This is a genomic window from Planococcus liqunii (genome assembly GCF_030413595.1).
GTDB lineage: Bacteria > Bacillota > Bacilli > Bacillales_A > Planococcaceae > Planococcus > Planococcus liqunii.
Map to the genome: position 1 here is coordinate 1,896,162 of NZ_CP129238.1, position 20,082 is coordinate 1,916,243.

A 20,082-nucleotide genomic window follows, 5' to 3' on the forward strand; every position below is an offset into this window, starting at 1 on the left:
ATTATTATTGCTTCCGAATGGTGGAATTCTATTGATTGGTGGTATACAATCAGCACTTTGTTTTTAATTGCTAATATTGTGCTGGCGTTTTTTGTTCTTTTTATTGAACGCAAAAAACCGTCTTCCAAGTGGGCTTGGGTTATGGTTTTGCTGTTCCTTCCCTTTTTGGGAATGCTGCTGTATTTATTGTTCGGGCAGCCCTATAGAAAAAACAAAAAGCGGCATGCGTCAGATGCTTCAATTTCAGATCTGCAAGCACTTACGGAACGGCAGCTGGCAGAAGTTGATGAAGGTTCTTTTAACTATTCTTCCGATGTTGCCGAAGACTGGCAGCACCTGATCCGAATGAATTTAAGAAGCGAAACCACTCCATTTTCACAAAACAACCGCCTTCAGATTTTCAGCGATGGCAAGCGGAAGTTTGAAGCTTTATTCAAGGACATTGAAGCCGCAAAAATCCATGTCCATCTGGAATACTATATCATCAACAATGATGATATCGGAAAACGCCTGCTTCAACTTCTGACGAAAAAAGCGGAGGAAGGCGTTCAAGTGTTGGTGCTGTATGATGACATTGGTTCAAAGTCGCTGCCCAGAAATTTTTTCGATGCATTTGAAAAGGCTGGCGGCAGAACAGCAGCTTCACTTCCCTCCAAATTGCCTTTTGGAAACCCGCGCGTCAATTACCGGAACCATAGAAAGATAGCTGTCATCGATGGGAAAGTAGGGTATAACGGCGGGTTTAATGTCGGCGACGAGTATTTGGGGAAAGTTGAAAAGTTTGGGTACTGGCGCGATTCACATCTCCGCATTGAAGGGGATGCGGTACATTCCCTCCAGCACTGGTTTATAAAAGACTGGAATGAAACTTCCAAGAAATATCCGCTTAAACAAGAAAAACATTATTTCCCACTGATAAACAATGAGAAAGGCGCGGGAATGCAAGTGGTGGTCAGCGGTCCGGATGAAGAAATTGATCAAATCAAAAACGGCTATTTGCGGATGATATCCCAGGCACGCAAATCGGTGTATATCCAGACGCCTTATTTAGTTCCGGATTTAGGGGTTCTAGATGCCCTGTTAACGGCCGCACTCAGCGGCATTGACGTCCGGATCATGATTCCGGATAAACCTGACCATATATTTGTGTACAGCGCAAGTTTGTCATTTGCCAGAGAACTAGCGATGGCGGGAGTGAAAATTTATGCCTATAGTAACGGATTTCTCCATGCAAAAACAGTAGTGGTTGATGGAAAAGTAGCTTCTGTTGGTTCAGCCAATATGGACGTCCGCAGTTTTACGTTGAATTACGAAGCGAATGTCTTCGTTTACGATGCTGAAACGGCAGAGGATATGGTCCGCCTATTTTTAAATGACAGCAAACTTTCCAAAGAACTCACTTCTGAATATTTTGAGCAGCTTTCGCTTTTCAAGCGTTTCAGGCTGCAGGTGGCTCAGTTGGTAGCACCGATTCTCTGAAAAAATCTCAGTCGATTTGAGTGATGGGACGGAGTGAAGTGATGATTGTTTTTAGCCTTGGCTTTTTATTTCAATCAGTGCTGGTTCTCGGCAGTTTGTCGGTGTTTGTTTACTTCTGGAAGAACAAAAAAAGCCAGCCGAAAACGAAATCTGTTCTAGCCGGTTCAGCTTTGGTTTTGATGATCAGTTTGTATTTTTTTGTGCTAAGTTCTTTGGACTTTATTCATCTGTTGTCCGGAAATGCTGAAACAGCAAAAGGCGAATGCATCTGGACACATTATGATGGCGGGAAAAATTCATGGGTAGAGTTCACTGTCGGCGGGCTTGCTCTCCAAACAGGAACAAATGATTTTCCAAAAATAGAAGAAGGCAGTTTTTCATGTGAAGCCAAATATCTGCCCTATACGAAAAAAGTGATTGAAATCCAGGTGCTCGACTGAGTTGGCAAGCAATCCGGTTCGCATGTTTGCGCTTAAAGGGCCAGCAGGAAGCGGTGCATTAAACAAAAGGAAGTGAGAAGCCAGTGGCAAGTCAGGGCATAAGCGCAGCCGATATGATGGCGCTCCCTAAACACATCGTATCTGCCGCAGCAATTGTATTGAATGAACAAGGCGAAATATTGCTGATCAAAGGTCCGCGAAGAGGCTGGGAAATACCGGGAGGGCAAGTGGAAGAGGGCGAATCATTAAAACAGGCCGTAATCCGCGAAACAAAAGAAGAGTCCGGCATTGACATAGAAGTGCTGAAATTTTGCGGTGTTTTTCAGAATGTCAGCGATTCTATATGCAATACGCTGTTTTTGGCTAAACCGATTGCAGGAACACCAACCCTGTCAGCGGAAAGTTTAGAAGTAGGATTTTTCCCAATTGAAACCGCATTAAAGATAGTTACCTGGAAAAATTTCAGCCAAAGAATTGAACATTGTTTAGATGAAAATGAACAGCCATTCTATATCGAGTTTTGAAGCACAGGAGGTTTGGTATATATTTTCAAGCAGCTATTGTTTTCCTTTCTATAAACTGGTAATATTTTTTATCATAAGTAGGAGGAAAGACATTGGTCAAATTACTTTATTTTATAACAACAATTACCATTTTAGCGCTTATTAACTTTATCTCATCTTATTATTTTCAATTTAGCTTTATCGATTTAGCATTGCCGGTCGGCGTTCTTGGCATTCTTGCAACTGCGCCTAACAATTTTTTAACTGATTTTTTTAATAGCCAGCCGTATATGGAAGTTGAACAGGAACGGCATGCGAAATTCGGCAAAGCACCTATCTATGCGTCTGCTGCTTATACGTTATATGCAGTTATCTTTATTTTCGTTTATTACCGTAGCTACTTTTTTTAATAATAAGTGCCGAATCAATAATGTGCTGGAAAATTTGTGTCGGATATAAAAAGCCGTATTATCTATTTAGCTGATCCAGCTAAATCCATTTAGTGTTCTACTTAGATACAGTTGATAAAATTTCATTTGACAAAAAATGGAGCGCCGATTATATTAAGAAAAAGATATTTTAAGTGCGATGACGAGGACATGAATTTTCCGGACGGTTGACAGAGAGGGAAGCAATGCTGAAAGCTTCCTAACTTGAACGGATCACTTTACCGCCTCTGAGCCGTACAGGTGTACTGAACAGTAGCCTGTGCCGCAGAAGCTGCGATAAAGCCGAAACAGAGCCATCAGCATTTGCCTGCAAACGCTGATGGGAAGCTGGGTGGAACCACGGGTCCAAAACACACTCGTCCCTTTATTGGGATGCGTGTGTTTTTTTATGCCATTGAATAAAGAATGCCATGACAAGGACACGGATTTCTCTTAACGGTTTACAGAGAAGGAAAGCAGAGCTGAAAGCTTCCTAACGCTGCAGAGAAAGTCACCCCCTTTGAGCAGTACCCGTGAACCACCAGTAGCGGATACCGCAGAAGCTGCGATAAAGCTGAAACAGAGCCGCCACCTTCCGTTAATGAAGTTGGCGGGAAGCTGGGTGGAACCGCGGGTTTAAAACACACTCGTCCCTATTTAGGGATGCGTGTGTTTTTTTATTCTAAAAAAGGGGTGTTCAGGATGAGCAGAAAAGAAGTGAAGGTTAAGTTTCCAAATGGTGGACAAAAGAGTTTCGAACAAGGGATATCGCTGAAGGAAGTTGCGGAATCTATCAGTTCCAGCATGAAAAAGAAATCGGTCGCAGCCATCGTAAACGGTTCAGCTATGGATCTTCAAAGAACGGTTGAAAGTGACGCAGAAATCAACTTTATTGACCTGCATTCACCAGAAGGCGTTGCAATTATGCGGCATTCGGCGTCCCATATTATGGCCCACGCTGTCAAAAGGCTTTACGGAGAAGTGAGTTTTGGTGTGGGGCCGGTGATTGACAACGGCTTTTACTGCGATTTTGACTTGCCGCAATCGCTGTCGGATCTGGACTTGGAAAAAATCGAAAAAGAGATGAAAAGGATTGTTTCGGAAAATGTGAAGATTGAACGGCAAGAAGTGCCACGGGAGGAAGCAGAAGAGATATTCAGAGAAGATCCATTGAAATTGGAATTGCTGGCTGATATTCCGCAAGAAGAAGCCATAACTGTGTACCGGCAAGGAGAGTTTGTTGATTTATGCCGAGGACCGCATTTGCCGTCCACACACTTTTTGAAAGCTTTTAAATTGACTCAGGTTTCCGGTGCATACTGGCGCGGAGACAGCAGCAACAAGATGCTGCAGCGGGTATATGGAGTGGCTTTTGCTGAACAGAGCGAAATGGACGCGTACTTCCTTGGACTGGAGGAAGCTCAGAAACGGAATCACCGCAGACTCGGAAGCGAATTGGAGCTGTTCATGTTTTCAGAAGAAGCGCCGGGCATGCCGTTCTATTTGCCGAATGGCCATGTGATCCGCAATGAGCTGGAGCAATTTTTGCGGGGGCTCCAGCAATTTTACGATTACCAGGAAGTCCGGACTCCCATCATGATGAATCGCCGGCTTTGGGAAAATTCAGGGCACTGGGACCACTACAAAGAAAACATGTATTTTTCCGAAGTAGATGACCAGGCGTTTGCGCTGAAGCCGATGAACTGCCCTGGCCATATGCTGATATTCAAGGACAAGCTCCGTTCCTACCGCGACCTGCCCATTCGGCTATCGGAGTTCGGCCAAGTCCACCGCCATGAGTTCAGCGGAGCTTTGAACGGCATGCTTCGCGTAAGCGCATTCTGCCAGGACGATGCCCATATTTTTGTAAGGCCGGACCAGATTGAATCCGAAATTACTGAAGCTCTAAAACTGATCGATGAAGTTTATTCTGCTTTCGGTTTCGAGTATGCCATCGAATTGTCCACTCGGCCGGAAAAGTACATGGGAGATGAAAAACTTTGGGATGAAGCGGAAGGGGCTTTGACAAACGTCTTAAACAAACAGGGCTATGACTACCGCATCAATGAAGGAGACGGTGCTTTTTATGGGCCGAAGATCGATATCCACATTAAAGATGCGCTGAACCGGAGCCATCAATGTGCGACAGTCCAATTGGACTACCAGATGCCGGAGAAGTTTGATTTATCTTATATGGATGCCCACAACCAAAAAATGCGGCCGATTGTCATTCACCGGGCTGTTTTTGGATCGGTTGACCGGTTCCTTGGCATTCTCATCGAGCATTTCGGCGGCGCATTCCCTGTCTGGCTCGCACCTGTCCAAGCGCAGATCATTGCGGTTTCCAACGAGCACCATCTGGAGTATGCAGAAGAAGTCCGGATGGCATTAAAGAAGGCCGGTATCCGGGTGAACCTGGATGGACGCAATGAAAAATTAGGATATAAAATGAGAGAGGCCCAAATGAAAAAAATTCCTTTCATCCTGGTTATTGGGGACAACGAAAAAGGAAGTGGGCAAGTAAACGTCCGCTCACATGGAAATATGGAATCAAGAGCAATGGCTGTCGAAGAATTCATTCAGCTAGTGGCGGCTTTAGCTGGATCAAAAAGCTTACACATGGAGCACGAGCAGCCTGAGTTTAGTTGATCATCAATTAATGATTTTTTACAAGCTGGATGCAACGATTCAAGAAGAGGATTTCCTTCAAAAAAAGATGGAAATCCTCCTTTTTCGAGGTTTATAATAAAAAAATAAGGGAATTCAGAATATTAAGAACATATGTTCTTCTGAGAGATTTTCAATATACATATTGCTGCGCCAATAGACCAATCGAATGGAGAAGGTGAGAATGTTGGAATCTGCAAAGCAGTTGCCCAGATCAGACTTCCTGGCCATTGAAGCAAAAGGTCTTGTGAAAATTTACGGAAAGCAGCGTGCCGTTGATGGAGTGGATTTAGCCATCCCTAAAGGAATGGTCTACGGATTTTTAGGGCCGAATGGTGCGGGAAAAACAACGACCATCCGCATGCTGGCCACTTTGTTAAAGCCGGACGCTGGAGTTGCCCATGTTCTTGGCCATGACCTCGGCAAGGACAACGATGAAATCAGAAGCCGCATCAGCTTGACCGGACAATACGCTTCAATCGATGAAGATTTAACGGGGATGGAAAACCTCACCATGATGGCAAAACTGATGGGCTACAGCCGCCGGGAAGCAAAGGCGCGGGCAAGTGAATTATTGAAAGCTTTTGGCTTGGAAGACGCGGCTAAACGCCAAGTGAAAAAGTATTCAGGAGGAATGCGCCGCCGCATTGATATTGCCGCCAGTATCGTCGTAACGCCCGATTTGCTGTTTCTCGATGAACCGACCAGCGGCTTGGATCCGAGAAGCCGCAACCAGGTGTGGGATATTGTCCGTATGCTTGTCGGGTCAGGAACAACGGTTCTGCTGACAACTCAATATTTAGAAGAAGCGGATCAGCTGGCGGACCGGATTGCCGTTATCAATAAAGGGAAGATCATCGCGGAAGGGACAAGCAGTGAATTGAAAGCCGCCGTAGGAAGCGGCACATTAAATATACAGCTAGCCCATCCGGAAGACCGTGTACGAGCAGCGAATCTGCTCCAACAAAAGATCTTAGCACCTGTACATCATTCCGGGGATTCCGCGTCGGTGACTGCCCAGATCAACGATCCAGCCCTTGTTGCGGAAGCCATAAGTGAACTGGCAAAAGAAGGAATAGCCATCAGTGACTTTTCTTTCGGCAGACCCAGTCTGGATGAAGTCTTTCTTTCCTTGACTGGGCATAGTGCTGAGGGAGAAGCGGATGCTGAGGAGGAGACATCATGACCGATTACATCGAACAAGATGCGTCAAGAACAGTTGAGTTTCCCTTGTCTGAAACCATTGCTTCGAGCAAACGTCCTGCTCGCCCTACCGTATTAGCGACCATTGGAGCTTTCGCCACTCGTGCATTGCTGCGCATCAAACATGTGCCGGAGCAGATGTTTGATGTTACGTTATTTCCGGTTATCTTTCTGCTAATGTTCACGTATTTGTTCGGCGGCGCCATTGCCGGTTCAACTGCTGAATACCTTCAATTCCTGCTGCCGGGGATTCTTGTCATGACCGTGTCGCAGATTACGATGTACACCGGCATTGATTTGAACAACGATATCCGTAAAGGCATTTTTGACCGCTTCCGCACCTTGCCGATCTGGCTGCCTGCTGCATTAATCGGGGCCTTGCTGGTTGATGTCATCCGCTATTCCATCGCTTCTATTATCATGATTGGCCTCGGCCTGCTGCTTGGGTTCCGGCCGGAAGGCGGATTTATCGGGGTGCTTGGGGCTCTTGCATTGATTCTCATTTTCTCATTCAGTTTTTCCTGGATTTGGACAGCTTTCGGATTGATAGTGCGCTCCGAAAAATCATTGATGATGCTCAGTTTTCTGGTCATGATGCCATTGACCTTTATCAGCAATGTCTTTGTAGACCCCTCCACTTTGCCGTCCTGGCTGCAAGGTTTTGTGAGCATCAATCCGATATCCATCCTCGCCACGGCGGTCCGTGGATTTATGCACGGTACGGTGACGGCCGAACAAATCATTTGGGTATTGGTTGTTTCGGTGATTCTGACTGCCATCTTTGCGCCGTTTACGATGTATCTGTATCGGAATAAAGAATAAGAAAGCAGGCGGCTATCCGGATTAAAGCAAGTATATGTAAGTTATTTAAGGAGCAAAAGCTCAGGCATGAGATTATGTCTGAGCTTTTTTATTTTCGCCACATATTAAAATAATTAAGGTTTGATCCTTAATATAGGATTGATTTTATGAAGGGATAAGCGTAAAATTCCAAAAGTAGTTAACTGAAAGTACTTTAATTAAAGTACTTTTATTAAAATTAAAACTCTTATCCGAAAGAAGGAAAACAAGAATGAAGTTTACACAGTTTTTAAAAACAAAAGGAGCCATTGCGTCCATCTTCATGGGAATCTTTTACGCAGTTGCCATGCTTGGCATTTTCATCCCCGGATATTCGGCTATTCCGAATAATATCGATCAATTGCCGATTGCCATGGTCAACGACGATGCCGGCGAATACGGCACAATAATTTCGGAACAGCTGACGGAAAAACTGCCATTTGAAGAAATCGAAACCGGGTTGACCAATAAACAGGCAACGGAACAATTGGAAAAAAATATGCTGGCATTGGTCATCCATATCCCTGAAACTTTTTCAGCTGATATGCAAAACGGGGAGACTTCTTCCAGCATTGATTTTACAACGAACGGGGCTAGCTCCACAGTCGTTTCGTCTACAATGACGTCAATTGTCAATCAGATCAACACACAATTAAGCAACCAATTATCGACTCAAACCGCACAAGGGGTCTTGATGAACTTGAACATCCCGGAAGCGCAGGCAACAGAGATGGCGGAAATGATTGAAACGGCTTATGCCGGCAATATGGTGACCATCAACGAAGTTCCGGCAGGCATGCACAATAATATGCTGCCGATGTTCTTGACGATGGCTGGCTACACCGGTGCGATGATCGGTGCGATGCAATTGGTTGCGGCTTTCCGAGAAAGCCGGGGCAAAGCAAGCAAGACGCGCCTATTCCTGTATGTTCAATTAACGGCCTTGTTAATTGCTGTGGTGTCTTCTGTAATAGGTGTTAGTGTCGCCTATCTGGTGAGCAGCCACGGAGCAGAAATGTTCGCAGGCCTCGCCGCGCAGCAAGTTTTGAATTATATGGTCTGCTTCAACTTCACAGCAATCACGATTTTCTTATTAGGTGAAGGCGGCATGGTTTTGAACTTGCCGATTCTCTTGATCCAAACACTGGCGAATGGAGCGACCATGCCTCGCGAAATGATGTATTTGCCGTATGAATGGATGAGCTACATCTCCCCAATGTATTATTCGGTACAGGCTTATATGGCCAACTTATACGGCAGTGTGAGCGCTGAGCCGTTCCAAGTGATGATGGCAACAATCGGCGCAGCAGCTTTAATCATCAACATCCTGATTGTGGCTTTGTTCCATAAGCCTGTTTCGATTGTAGAGACGGAAGCGCAGGCAGAGACTGTTCCAGCTTCGGCTGAAATCACTGCCTAAAACTGCTACAATGGGCTTAAGTCCCGCTGAAGGAGCAAACCTTATGTCCATCCAAATATATATTTTGAGCAAATTGATTGAAGGCAATAATTATCCGTATGAATTGAAACGACAGCTTTCGGAACCCATTCCATTTGATGTATTTACAGGGCTCACCGAAAGCAAGCTATACTATCATTTTGATTCGCTGGCGAAAAAAGGATTAATCGAGGTCGTGGAAATCGTCAAAGAAGATCATCGGCCCGACAAACAAGTATTTGCCATCACGGAAAAAGGCCGAAAAGAATTGCCTGAAAAAATATACAAGCTGTTCGAAAACACAACGGAGATCAACGAAATGATGGTCGGCCTTGTTAACTTGAAACATGTGGACCGTGACCGGATCGTTGACACTTTGGAAGAGAAGCTGCAAAAACATAATGAGAAATGGGAACTCATCAGAGAGTCTGCCAACCAGCTTAAAGTCGTTGACTCAAAACAAGGATTAGTTGACTTTATCTCCGACTATTCCTTAAGCAAAGCGAAACAAACCGAACAATGGTTAGAAGAATTGATCGAGCGGATACAGAATCATAAGATGTAACATGTGTAGACAAATTAAAAATCGCAACTAAAAAAGCCGGCTGATTTCAATGATCAGCCGGCTTTTTTAGTTTGAAGCAGTAAAATGAAAATCTTTATCTAAATAATGATATGTAAGATGCCAAATATTTTGAAATTTATTCCACATTTACCAGTATAATAAGAGTAAGACATTGGGATCGAATGAACAGCAGAAATAGGAAACTTTTGAATAAAAGGAGCGTGACATTGGATGAGCAAAAAATGGTCTTTGTTATTGTTGTTGCTTCTTTTGATTCCTGTTGGATTTGCAGCAAATCATTTCAATCAATATACAATAGAAGATACCGGAGCTGACATTGAGTCAGCTTTAATAGGATGGCAATCTAAAGGGAACAGCACTGAATTCCAACTAAAGCTCATAAGCACTGAACAGCTGGAAAACACAAACTCTAAAATTGTTTTATTCGAAACACCAGATGAAAATATCGGCTATGCCCATTTAATAAAAGGCTGGAACGGCAAATATAAAATCAACGTTTCCGGATGGGGAACAAATATGGTGTCCTATCATGACGTCAAAACGGATAAAGGAATGTACGGCGTCTTCATTGGGAAAAATCCAAAGGCCGAGATAAAGCAGATGACTGCAAAATTAAGCAAACAGGATTTCGATTTTTCTTCAGTGGTTCCGGAAGGCAAACAGTTTATCATTTACAAAAAGTTGCCGGCGAACCTTAAAGAAACGGACCTTCTGGAGATTTATCTTTACGATAAGAATGCGAAGGAAATTATCTCGTTGTTGAATTGAGGAACAGAACGGATTTAATACCGATGGATTGGAAGGAGTGGTTAGATGGGGTGGATGATTATTATCGTATTGGCTTATTTGCCGATTTTTTACCGGATCCACAAGCGGTTAGGTTTTCTTGAATCCGAAGTCGAAAGGCTGAAAAATGAGAAAGAACTGTAAGATAGACAAGTTAAACAAGATTCCGGCTCTCATTATAATGGCATGTAGAAGTATAGTATGAAAAACAAGGATTGCAACTAGCCTGGATCCTACCGAATATTCTTTGTTGTGTGAGGGTAGTAGCATCATCAAAACGATTATCCAATCGATTAGAGAAAGAAACAGAAATAGTTGACGCTGGAAAAAGGACATGGTATGATTATCTCGAATTAAAGATAAATTACAGCATTTACATGCGCCATTATTTTTTTAACTATATATCTCGAATTCGAGATAATGAACTTGATTAAAGGGAGAGAATAACATGAACGAAATTAAAGGGATTCATCACGTAACGGCCATTACTAGCAGCGCAGAAAAGAACTACGAATTTTTCACTTATATTTTGGGCATGCGATTAGTGAAAAAAACGGTTAACCAGGATGATATTCAGACCTACCATTTATTTTTTGCAGATGACAAAGGATCCGCTGGAACAGACATGACGTTCTTTGATTTCCCGGGCATTCCAAAAGGCGTGCACGGCACGAACGAAATCTACAAAATAGCTTTCCGCGTGCCGACGGACGAAGCCTTGGCATATTGGGTTAAACGCTTTGATAAATACGAAGTGAAACATAAAGGCATTCAGAAATTGTTTGGCAAGAAAACATTATCGTTTGTCGATTTTGACGATCAGCAATACATGCTCGTTTCTGATGAACTAAACGAAGGCGTCGCATCCGGCACTCCGTGGCAAAACGGCCCGGTGCCATTGGAATTTGCCATTACTGGACTTGGCCCGATCCATGTCCGGATTGCAGAATTCGACTACTTTAAAGAAGTGCTGGAAAAAGCGATGCTGATGCGTGAAACGGCAAAAGAAGGTTCGCTTCATCTATTCGAAGTGGGCGAAGGCGGAAACGGTGCTCAAGTGATCGTCGAGCATAACGTCATCCTGCCAGCCGGCCGCCAAGGTTTTGGCACTGTTCACCATGCAGCGTTCCGAGTAGCGGATACAGCTGTCTTGAAAGAATGGATCGACCGCATGGAAGGGTTCGGTTTTGGTACTTCCGGCTACGTGGACCGCTTCTTCTTTGAATCGCTTTATGCGCGTGTAGCAAATGGCGTCTTATTTGAATGGGCGACAGACGGCCCTGGTTTCATGGGAGACGAACCTTACGAAACAGTCGGCGAAAAATTATCGCTGCCGCCTTTTTTGGAGCCGAAACGCGAGCAAATCGAAAGCATGGTTCGCCCGATTGATACGGTACGCAGCACCCGCACGTTTGAAAAAGAATATTTATAAGCCGGCATAATTTATAAGATCGAAGCTCATTTGTTGAGCTTCGATCTTTTTATTTTTCATGTTATTTTTGCAAACATTAATTACAAACTCCGGTCAACGGGTAAAGGACATCTAATGGTCCAGTCGATACAGCTGTTTTTTAAAAATCCGGAGGTTGATGTTTATGTCCTATATGTATCTATTGCTTGCCATCATCGGCGAGTTATTCGGCTCATCGCTGTTAAAAGCTTCTGAAGGATTTACAAAGCTCGTGCCGACAATCAGCATGCTATTTGCATTCGTTTTTTCATTTTTCTTCCTATCTTTGGCGTTAAAAACAATCCCCCTCAATGCCGCCTATGCCATTTGGTCTGGACTTGGTATGGTTGCGACTACAGTAATATCCGTTTTAATCTGGAAAGAAAAAATCAACTTTGCCAGTGTCTCCGGCATTCTTCTCATCCTGGTCGGAGTGGTCATTTTAAGTTATTTTGGTCCAGGGCATAATGAAGCCAATCCTGAGCCGGATGTCGAAAAAAATAGCGGCGAATAAAATTAGCGGCCAGGCCAAGCACGTGTAAATATGCTTGGCCTTTTTTAGTTTAGTTTCCTTGAAAAAGAAATAGAAAAAATGAAAATCCCTATGCTTATCAGTGAAAAGATTGATATACTAAATTTTAGGTTAATGTGAAAATATTGGTAACTGATAGAATGATAAAAAGAGGTGAAAAAATGAAGATCATATTTCAAGCTTTCCTTGCCTCGACAACCCTCCATGCCATTTATTTTCTAACCACAATGGCGGTCGGCTATGTGAAAACTGCTCTTTATCGGCCGAATATGGTGGACGCATGGCAAAACGCCGACACCCTTCAAAGGGAAGTGGCATTTGGCTCAACCCAATCCCCCTGGTTTAACATCGTTACGTTTCTAAGCGTCGCTTTCGTCTGCTGGGGCATATTGTTTACCTGTAAAAAAATAAATGCCGGAACTAAACGGCCAGAAGTAAGAGAATGAGGAAAAGGTGTGGGATCATTGGAAAAAACACAAGTAATGGTTTACTTCTCTTTAACTGCAGATGACTTCCCGTGATCGAATTCGCCAGCCGTATCCAAGCGGACTTTGACATTGATTTATATGCAAATCCTTATGACGAAGAGCTCGACGAGTAAAAACCAGGCGGTGAATTTCATTGAACAGTACTCAAAATCATGGTTTCGAATTCCTTGGCTTTGTAGTTGCCCATGAACAGGACCTTGGCGAGTACCAGCCGCTTGCCGGTTCGTTTGCAGTTATAAAATGCAATGGGAAATACTTGATGTGCTTCAACAAGTGGCGCAAGCAATGGGAATTGCCAGCCGGCATCCGGGAAGGAAATGAGACGCCGCGGGAATGTGCCATCAGGGAACTTTATGAAGAAACGGGCCAAGAAGTCGATCAGCTGGAGTTTAAAGGAGTATTGAAACTGAGGAATAGCAAGACCGGCTCTATAAAAACCAATCCGGTTTATTATGCAGAGATTAAAGAGCTGCAGCCGTTCATCCAAAATAACGAAACAACAGAAATAAAACTGTGGGATTTAGAAGAGGAACTTGGCATAATCGATGAGATGGATCTAAAAATGTTAAATTGTCTTTCGGTGAGTTTTCATTAAGATAGAAGATCTCTACTATTAAATATATGGATATGAGGAGGCCGCTGGAATCACAGCAGTCTCCTTTCTTTTCATTTTAAGAAAATTCAGATTGTATTAATTTCCAACAACTGCTACCTTAACAGTAAGTAAATCTTACTGAAAAGAGGTTGTATTCATGGAAAAACAGATGAATGCCGCAGTTTTGCACCGTTTTGGCGGACCTGAAGAATTCCGGATGGAACAGGTTCCCCTGCCTGAAATCGCAGCAAACGAGGTGCTAATTAAACTCCAGTATTCAGCGGTCAGCAGTTGGGATGTGTTTGAACGAGAAGGTGGCTATGCAGAAATGCTTGGGCTGGAACCATCATTTCCGTATATCCTCGGTTCGGAAGGTGCTGGAACAGTGGAGGCTATAGGAAAAGATGTTGATGGATTCAAGAAAGGTGATTCAGTCTATACGGCTTCTTTTCTGAATGCGAACGGAGGGACCTACGCTGAATATGCGGCAGTGGGTGCGCAGTATGTTTCCCTCATCCCAAAATCGCTTGGGATGAGGGAAGCAAGTGCGATTTTAGGGGTTGGCTTAACAGCGCTTAGAGGTTTAGAAGATGTCCTGAACCTTCAAAAGGGCGGAACAATTTTGATCCTGGGTGCCAGCGGTGGAGTCGGCCACATGGCGGTGCAGCTTGCAAAAATGATGGGAGCAGAGGTAATTGCGGTTGCTTCGAGCGATGATGGCGTAAACTTGGTTCAGCAATTGGGAATTGAAAAAGTAGTAAATGGCCGCAGTGCAAATGCTTTGGAGCAAATAAAAGCACTTGTACCGAATGGAATCGATAATGCCTTATTTACTGCGGGAGGGAAACTGGCACAGGATCTTCTGGAACTTGTAAGGAATGAAGGGTGTGTAGCCTATCCGAATGGTGTCCAACTGGACGTCAATACTGCTGCAAATTTAAAAGTTAGCTCCTATAACGGCGAGCCGGAAGGAGAAATCATCGCCCGTTTAAATCACTATATTGAATCAAAAGCATTAACGGTACACATTGCGAAAGAGTTTCAACTGGAAGAAATCCAAGCAGCCCATGAAGCTCTTGCAGACCATTATTCAGGAAAGCTGATAGTGGGGATAGACCATGAATGAGTGAATGAGTGAATAAACAAACAATGAATAGGCGAGTGTTAACTTATTCAGTTGGAGTTAACGCTGCTTTAAGCATTTCTTTTGATGAATAAAACGATTGAGCTTTCGTTTTCGTTCGATTGAATGTAATTGAATATTCAAGAGGGTTATTCGTTTGTTGTGTTAAGGTTTGAATAAAGCAAATCTTATCCATTTGTTTGAGAATATATTCATTTGATGCTTTATTCATCTTATTTATTGTTTAGTGATTTCCAAAATCAAAATCCTAAAGGAGTCAAATGAGAATGGGGGAAGCGGCAAAAAGCGTCCTGTTTGAAATTGAACGCATAAACATCATGAACGAAAAATCATGTTGGGAAGAATTTGAATTGCCGTACCGCCTGAACATGAATGTCATTTCGGCTTTATTTGGTCGTCGACCGGAGCACCATGTTCGATACGCTGAAGAGATTGAAGGCCTGGATCCCGATCGACGGCATCTACGATCTGGGCGAAGGGCCGCGTATGCCTGAACGAAAGCATCAATGGGCTGACGAACTTTCAAAGTGCATGACATGCGGCGTTTGTTTGGAAGTATGCCCGAATGTGAATGACAAATCTGAATTTATCGGAGCGGCTCCGATTTCTCAGGTGCGCCTGATGAATGCCCACCCGACAGGGGCCATGAACAAAGATGAGCGGTTGAATTTGCTGATGGGTCCAGGCGGCATCCAACAATGCGGGATGGCGCAAAACTGCGTGGAATCCTGTCCAAAAGCCATTCCGTTGAAGACATCCATTGCAGCTATGAACCGCGACAAACCGTTCAGATGTTCAGGAATTTCTTCGGCAGCGATAATATGGTTAGGGAGGGAAAGTAAAGGGATATTGGTAAGGCAGCGAAAGCCAGCAGATTCACCCCATTACCACCAGATTCTTTAAAACAAACCAGGGCTGATTTTTAATTTGATCAGCCCTGGTTTGTTTTGATAAGGAATCCAATAATTTTTTAGCCAGCATCGCATAGCCATCTAGTTGCTTAAGTGAAAGAATGGATTGCGAAGGGCTGTTATTGACGGAAGTCCGAGAGAAGCGGTATCCTTATTTTCAATCAGTAAAGGAATAATATGCATTGAAAAAAAGGATCTGTTTTCATTGTCAGCAATTGTGAAATAGGAAGCAGTTTTTGAAAGAAGGGGGGTGGCAGTTTAAATGAGTAAAATAATGCTAATGCTGTCGGCTGCATTGCTTCTTTCAGCCTGCGGAGAAACTACAGCCGACAGCAGCAAAGAACTGCTCATATCTTCTGCATCCAGTTTGACCGATGTAATGCTTTCCGCTGAAAAAGCGTTTAACCAAACGCATCCTGATGTGGAAGTGGCCTTTAATTTTGGATCCTCCAGCAAGCTTCGGAACCAGATTGAGCAAGGCGCGCCGGTGGATCTTTTTTTATCAGCGAGTGCTCAAGATGTGGAAATGCTGAAGAAGGACGGACTGGTTCAGGAACAGACTATCCAAAATTTCGCTGAAAACCGGCTGGTATTGGCGTCAGTTGACCAAATAGAAGAAACCGACCCTGTACAGATGCTGAAGCATTCAAGCGGAGTGGTGGCGGTTGGAGAACCGGAAAGCGTACCTGTTGGTTTTTATACCAAAGAAGTGCTTAGCAGGATGGGCATATGGAATGCTTTGGCGGGCAAGTTGATTTTTGCAAAAGATGCACGCCAGGTACTGAGTTATATTGAAAGCGGCAATGCGGAAATGGGTGTTATCTATTCATCCGACGCTGCACGTTCACCAAACCTCCAAACAGCCATCGAACTGCCGCTGGATGGACTCGAAATCGTTTACCCTGCTGCCATCATGGAAGGAACAAACAACAAAGAAGCCGCGAAAGCTTTTGTGGAATTCTTGATGAGTGAAGAAGGGCAAGAACTGCTGGAGGAATACGGTTTTGTGCCAGTTGAAGGAGCGCAGCCGGATGCCTGATGATTTATCGCCTTTTTGGCTATCGTTAAAAGTAGCTTCCATTTCCACTTTTTTTGTATTTATCGTCAGCCTTTTGCTTGCCCGCTTTATGGCAAGAAAAAACTTCTTTGGCAGAAGTTTTGTTGAAGCCTTCATTCTTTTGCCGCTTGTTTTGCCTCCAACGGTCATCGGCTTTGGCTTGATTTACTTATTCGGTATGAACGGTCCGCTTGGCAGCCTTTTGGAAGAATGGTTCGGCATTCGCATTGTGTTCACTTGGGTAGGCGCGGTCATTGCGTCCTTTGTCGTGTCCTTGCCGTTGATGTATCAAAGTACACTCGCCGCTTTTGAAAAAGTGGATCCTCGCTGGGAAAATGTCGCACGGACAATGGGCATATCCGAATGGCGCATTTTTCGGACCATCACGTTCCCGCTTGCCTGGCCAGGCATTTTTGCCGGGCTGATTCTGTCTTTTGCAAGAGGAATCGGCGAGTTTGGGGCGACATTGATGATTGCCGGTTATATTCCCGGGCAGACCGAAACGGTGCCGCTCGCCATCTATTTTGCTTATGAGGCAGGGCAAATGGAAAAAGCCGCTTTCTGGGTGCTGACGATTTCAGCATTGGGAATGGCCGTTATGTCCTGGTTGAATTACTGGCGAAAAAAGAATGAAGTCCGGCTAGGGAGGGAGTAGCAGTCATGCTGAAAGTGAATGTCCGCAAGCAATTGGAACAGTTCGAACTGAATGCGGATTTTGAACTGAATCAAGAAATATTGGCGTTGATCGGTTCTTCAGGCTCTGGAAAAACCACTTTGCTGAACTGCATTGCCGGCATTGTCCAGCCGGATCAGGGAGAAATTTCTTTGAATGGACAAGCCTTTTACCGAAAAGGGCAAAAGCCGCTAAAGATCCAAAAGCGGAAAGTTGGATATTTGTTCCAGGATTATGCCTTGTTTCCGCATTTTACGGTAGAGAAAAACATCCTTTTCAGTTTGGACAGAAACGCTGATTTGTCCCATGTAAATGAATTGACCCGAATATTAGGAATCCAGAAATTGCTGCTAAAATATCCGCATCAAATATCCGGCGGCGAAAAACAGCGAGTGGCATTGGCGCGTGCGCTTGCCACTAAACCGGACATCCTGCTTTTGGATGAGCCATTTTCTGCTCTGGATGACGCGACGCGAAGCCGTTGCCACGACGAACTTCTGCGAATCCACGAACTTTGGAAGATTCCAGTAATCCTGGTGACACACCGTATTGCTGATGCAGAAGAACTCGCCCATCGCATCGTCCGGATCGAAAAAGGCGTGATGAGTGAACAAGAATCGAAACAAGCATCCTTTCTTTAAGAAGGATGCTTGTTTTTTATATTTAGGAAGACTTGTTAACTGATTGAATATTATGATTTGATTTGCTGCTTTCCTTTCTTTTACTGCCGCTTTTTATTAAGATGGAAATAAGACGTGAGCAGCAATCGCTTTTTCAAAAAAATGAAATGTTAAACTACGACGAGTTCAGAAAAGAGGTGGCTGCAAGTGGAAGACCGCTATTCCCGGCAACGATTATTTAAACCGATCGGAACGACGGGACAGAAAAATCTCAGTAAAGCAAGGGTTGCAGTCATCGGCTGCGGGGCACTTGGATCGGCCATTGCAGAAACCTTAACAAGAGCAGGCGTTGGCGAAATCCATTTGGTGGATCGTGATTATGTAGAACTGTCCAATTTGCAGCGGCAGCAGCTTTTCACTGAAGAAGACGCCAAGCAGATGACGCCAAAAGTGGTCGCTGCTGAAAAAAGGCTAAAAGCGATTCGGAGCGACGTTCGCCTGATGACATATATGGAACATTTGGATGGACGGTTAATGGAAAAATTGGCCAAGGTTTGTACATTGATCATGGACGCAACCGATAATTTCGAAACACGGCTCATCATCAACGATGCTTCGGCCAAATACCGGATTCCCTGGATTTACGGGGCATGTGTCGGAAGCACCGGCGTTGTTTTTCCGTTTGTGCCTGGCGAGACCCCTTGTTTTCGCTGCTTGCTTCCGGTATTGCCGGCCGTCAACCAAACTTGTGATACGGTCGGCATCATCCCGCCGGCAGTCCAAGTAACAGCCGCCCTCCAATGTACAGAAGCTTTGAAATGGCTGAGTGGAAACCCGGATGCGCTGCGAAAAAAAGTCCATCACTTTGATTTGTGGGACTCTAATCAACACGATATCGGCATTTCACGCATAAAAAATCCCGAATGTGCAACTTGCGGAAAAGAGCCGGTCTTTCCGGCACTTGAAGCAAGAAGCCAAGGGTCTTACGCGGTTTTATGCGGCAGGGACGCCGTGCAGGTATTGCCGGATCCAAGCCGGCTGATTTCATTGGCTGATGCTGAAAAAATCGGCCAGCAAGCAGATGGCACTGTAAAAAGTACACCGTTTTTTGTGGAATTGAACGTGCACGGCAAAAGGGCCGTCCTGTTTAAAGACGGCCGCTTGCTGATCCACGGCATCCGGAATGTTGCCGAAGGACGCAAATTTTATCATCAGTTGTTTGGGTGAAGGAGAAAAGGAGAATGGGAATGTCGGAATTATTTGAGCTGAATCAGAAAATCCGCATTGCTGTCTTGACGGTCAGCGATACCCGCACAGCTGAAACCGATACCGGTGGGGCGTTGGTCAAAACGATGGCTGACGCAAACGGCATCGAAGTGGCCGGCTACCGGATTGTAAAAGATGATGCAGCGGAAATTAAACGAGCTGTGGCGGAGTGGCTGGAAAAAGCAGAACTGAATGCCATTATTTCAACAGGCGGCACGGGCATCGCCAAACGTGATGTATCGATTGAAGCGATCGAACCGCTATTCGAAAAACAAATCCCTGGTTTCGGCGAATTGTTCCGTTTTTTAAGTTTCTCGGAAGACATCGGCACTAGAGCCCTCTTAAGCCGCGCTTCGGCAGGCGTGGCTTCAGATACAGCCATTTTTGTCCTGCCGGGTTCGCTCGGTGCGGTGAAGCTGGCGATGGAGCGGCTGGTGTTGCCGGAACTCGCCCATATCACATTTGAACTGGGCAAACACCGTCAAGCGCGTTCGTAATCGCCCGACTTGCCGCCGGTTTTCTCAAGCAGCATCGTCGGTCCGATGACCATTTCCTTGCCGGCTGCTTTGCACATATCGTAAATGGTGAGGGCAGCGGCAGAGGCGGCAGTCAACGCTTCCATTTCAACGCCGGTCGGGCCTTTCGTTTTAACCGTTGCAACTAGAAGCACTTCATAATGGTCTACTGCCTCATCGACATTCCATTCAAATTGAATGTCGACACCGCTCAGTGCGAGCGGGTGGCACATCGGGATGATTTGTGCGGTGTTTTTGGCCGCCATGATGCCGGCAATCTGTGCCACTGCAAACACGTCGCCTTTTTTATTGGTGCCGTCTTTGATTTGCTGGTAAATGGCTTTGTTCAGAAGGACAGCCGTTTTAGCGCGTGCCGTCCGGACGGTGTCGGTTTTCTCCGAGACGTCGACCATTTTGGCCCGCCCCTGTTCGTTAAAGTGTGTCAGTTCAGACATGTTAAA

The 20,082-nt window shown here is 44.8% G+C and carries 21 protein-coding genes and 1 pseudogene; 21 read left to right on the forward strand and 1 reads right to left on the reverse strand.

The features are described from left to right. Window positions 1-57: 57 nt before the first annotated feature. The 21 genes and pseudogenes from cls (at window position 58) to QWY22_RS09725 (ending at window position 19,603) form a co-directional block, all read left to right on the forward strand. Window positions 58-1,479 (forward strand): cardiolipin synthase, encoded by a 1,422-nt coding sequence (gene cls, locus QWY22_RS09625; protein WP_367281301.1) that lies wholly within the window; start codon window positions 58-60, stop codon window positions 1,477-1,479. A 41-nt stretch (window positions 1,480-1,520) separates the two neighbouring features. Then, window positions 1,521-1,919 carry a hypothetical protein gene (locus tag QWY22_RS09630; RefSeq protein ID WP_300984208.1) on the forward strand — a complete coding sequence of 133 codons (399 nt, stop codon included), beginning with the start codon at window positions 1,521-1,523 and terminating at the stop codon, window positions 1,917-1,919. Window positions 1,920-2,035: 116 nt separating this feature from the next. Then, window positions 2,036-2,443, forward strand: a complete 408-nt coding sequence (locus tag QWY22_RS09635) for an NUDIX hydrolase (RefSeq protein WP_300984371.1) — start codon at window positions 2,036-2,038, stop codon at window positions 2,441-2,443. Window positions 2,444-2,535: 92 nt separating this feature from the next. Next, window positions 2,536-2,832 carry a hypothetical protein gene (locus QWY22_RS09640; RefSeq protein ID WP_300984209.1) on the forward strand — a complete coding sequence of 99 codons (297 nt, stop codon included), beginning with the start codon at window positions 2,536-2,538 and terminating at the stop codon, window positions 2,830-2,832. Window positions 2,833-3,552: 720 nt separating this feature from the next. Further along, a complete protein-coding gene (thrS, locus tag QWY22_RS09645) occupies window positions 3,553-5,499 on the forward strand; it encodes a threonine--tRNA ligase (protein ID WP_300984211.1) in 1,947 nt (648 codons plus the stop codon). 202 nt (window positions 5,500-5,701) lie between these two features. Beyond that, on the forward strand, window positions 5,702-6,703 hold the full coding sequence (locus QWY22_RS09650) for an ATP-binding cassette domain-containing protein (RefSeq protein WP_300984213.1): 1,002 nt from the start codon (window positions 5,702-5,704) through the stop codon (window positions 6,701-6,703). Beyond that, window positions 6,700-7,542, forward strand: coding sequence for an ABC transporter permease (locus tag QWY22_RS09655; protein ID WP_300984214.1), 843 nt, complete (start codon window positions 6,700-6,702; stop codon window positions 7,540-7,542). The genes QWY22_RS09650 and QWY22_RS09655 overlap by 4 nt, the downstream gene beginning before the upstream one ends. 250 nt (window positions 7,543-7,792) lie before the next feature. Beyond that, window positions 7,793-8,980, forward strand: coding sequence for a YhgE/Pip domain-containing protein (locus QWY22_RS09660; protein ID WP_300984215.1), 1,188 nt, complete (start codon window positions 7,793-7,795; stop codon window positions 8,978-8,980). A gap of 43 nt (window positions 8,981-9,023) precedes the next feature. After that, a complete protein-coding gene (locus QWY22_RS09665) occupies window positions 9,024-9,563 on the forward strand; it encodes a PadR family transcriptional regulator (RefSeq protein WP_300984216.1) in 540 nt (179 codons plus the stop codon). A gap of 231 nt (window positions 9,564-9,794) precedes the next feature. Then, window positions 9,795-10,352 carry a hypothetical protein gene (locus QWY22_RS09670; RefSeq protein WP_300984217.1) on the forward strand — a complete coding sequence of 186 codons (558 nt, stop codon included), beginning with the start codon at window positions 9,795-9,797 and terminating at the stop codon, window positions 10,350-10,352. Window positions 10,353-10,818: 466 nt separating this feature from the next. After that, window positions 10,819-11,802 (forward strand): ring-cleaving dioxygenase, encoded by a 984-nt coding sequence (locus QWY22_RS09675; protein ID WP_300984218.1) that lies wholly within the window; start codon window positions 10,819-10,821, stop codon window positions 11,800-11,802. A gap of 163 nt (window positions 11,803-11,965) precedes the next feature. After that, window positions 11,966-12,334, forward strand: a complete 369-nt coding sequence (locus QWY22_RS09680) for a DMT family transporter (RefSeq protein WP_300984220.1) — start codon at window positions 11,966-11,968, stop codon at window positions 12,332-12,334. Window positions 12,335-12,513: 179 nt separating this feature from the next. Continuing rightward, entirely contained in the window at window positions 12,514-12,798 is a 285-nt protein-coding gene (locus QWY22_RS09685) for a hypothetical protein (RefSeq protein ID WP_300984222.1), read from the forward strand. 175 nt (window positions 12,799-12,973) lie between these two features. Next, a complete protein-coding gene (locus QWY22_RS09690; RefSeq protein WP_300984223.1) occupies window positions 12,974-13,435 on the forward strand; it encodes an NUDIX domain-containing protein in 462 nt (153 codons plus the stop codon). A gap of 157 nt (window positions 13,436-13,592) precedes the next feature. Next, a complete protein-coding gene (locus tag QWY22_RS09695) occupies window positions 13,593-14,561 on the forward strand; it encodes a quinone oxidoreductase family protein (protein WP_300984225.1) in 969 nt (322 codons plus the stop codon). A gap of 408 nt (window positions 14,562-14,969) precedes the next feature. Further along, window positions 14,970-15,421: pseudogene (sdhB, locus tag QWY22_RS09700) on the forward strand (succinate dehydrogenase iron-sulfur subunit); the annotation flags it as partial. Between the two features lie 331 nt (window positions 15,422-15,752). Next, the gene (gene modA, locus QWY22_RS09705; RefSeq protein WP_300984226.1) at window positions 15,753-16,529 is read left to right on the forward strand and encodes a molybdate ABC transporter substrate-binding protein; all 777 of its coding nucleotides are present in this window, start codon (window positions 15,753-15,755) and stop codon (window positions 16,527-16,529) included. Next, entirely contained in the window at window positions 16,522-17,202 is a 681-nt protein-coding gene (modB, locus tag QWY22_RS09710) for a molybdate ABC transporter permease subunit (protein ID WP_300984228.1), read from the forward strand. The genes modA and modB overlap by 8 nt, the downstream gene beginning before the upstream one ends. Before the next feature lie 5 nt (window positions 17,203-17,207). Further along, window positions 17,208-17,861: an ATP-binding cassette domain-containing protein gene (locus QWY22_RS09715; RefSeq protein ID WP_300984229.1), complete on the forward strand. Its 654-nt coding sequence runs from the start codon at window positions 17,208-17,210 to the stop codon at window positions 17,859-17,861. A gap of 186 nt (window positions 17,862-18,047) precedes the next feature. Next, window positions 18,048-19,067, forward strand: a complete 1,020-nt coding sequence (locus QWY22_RS09720; protein ID WP_300984230.1) for a ThiF family adenylyltransferase — start codon at window positions 18,048-18,050, stop codon at window positions 19,065-19,067. 20 nt (window positions 19,068-19,087) lie between these two features. Further along, window positions 19,088-19,603 (forward strand): MogA/MoaB family molybdenum cofactor biosynthesis protein, encoded by a 516-nt coding sequence (locus QWY22_RS09725; protein WP_300984231.1) that lies wholly within the window; start codon window positions 19,088-19,090, stop codon window positions 19,601-19,603. Here QWY22_RS09725 and moaC read toward each other — a convergent pair. Beyond that, window positions 19,588-20,076 (reverse strand): cyclic pyranopterin monophosphate synthase MoaC, encoded by a 489-nt coding sequence (gene moaC, locus QWY22_RS09730; protein WP_300984233.1) that lies wholly within the window; start codon window positions 20,074-20,076, stop codon window positions 19,588-19,590. The two genes, QWY22_RS09725 and moaC, sit on opposite strands and share 16 nt — an antisense overlap. Window positions 20,077-20,082 lie beyond the last annotated feature (6 nt).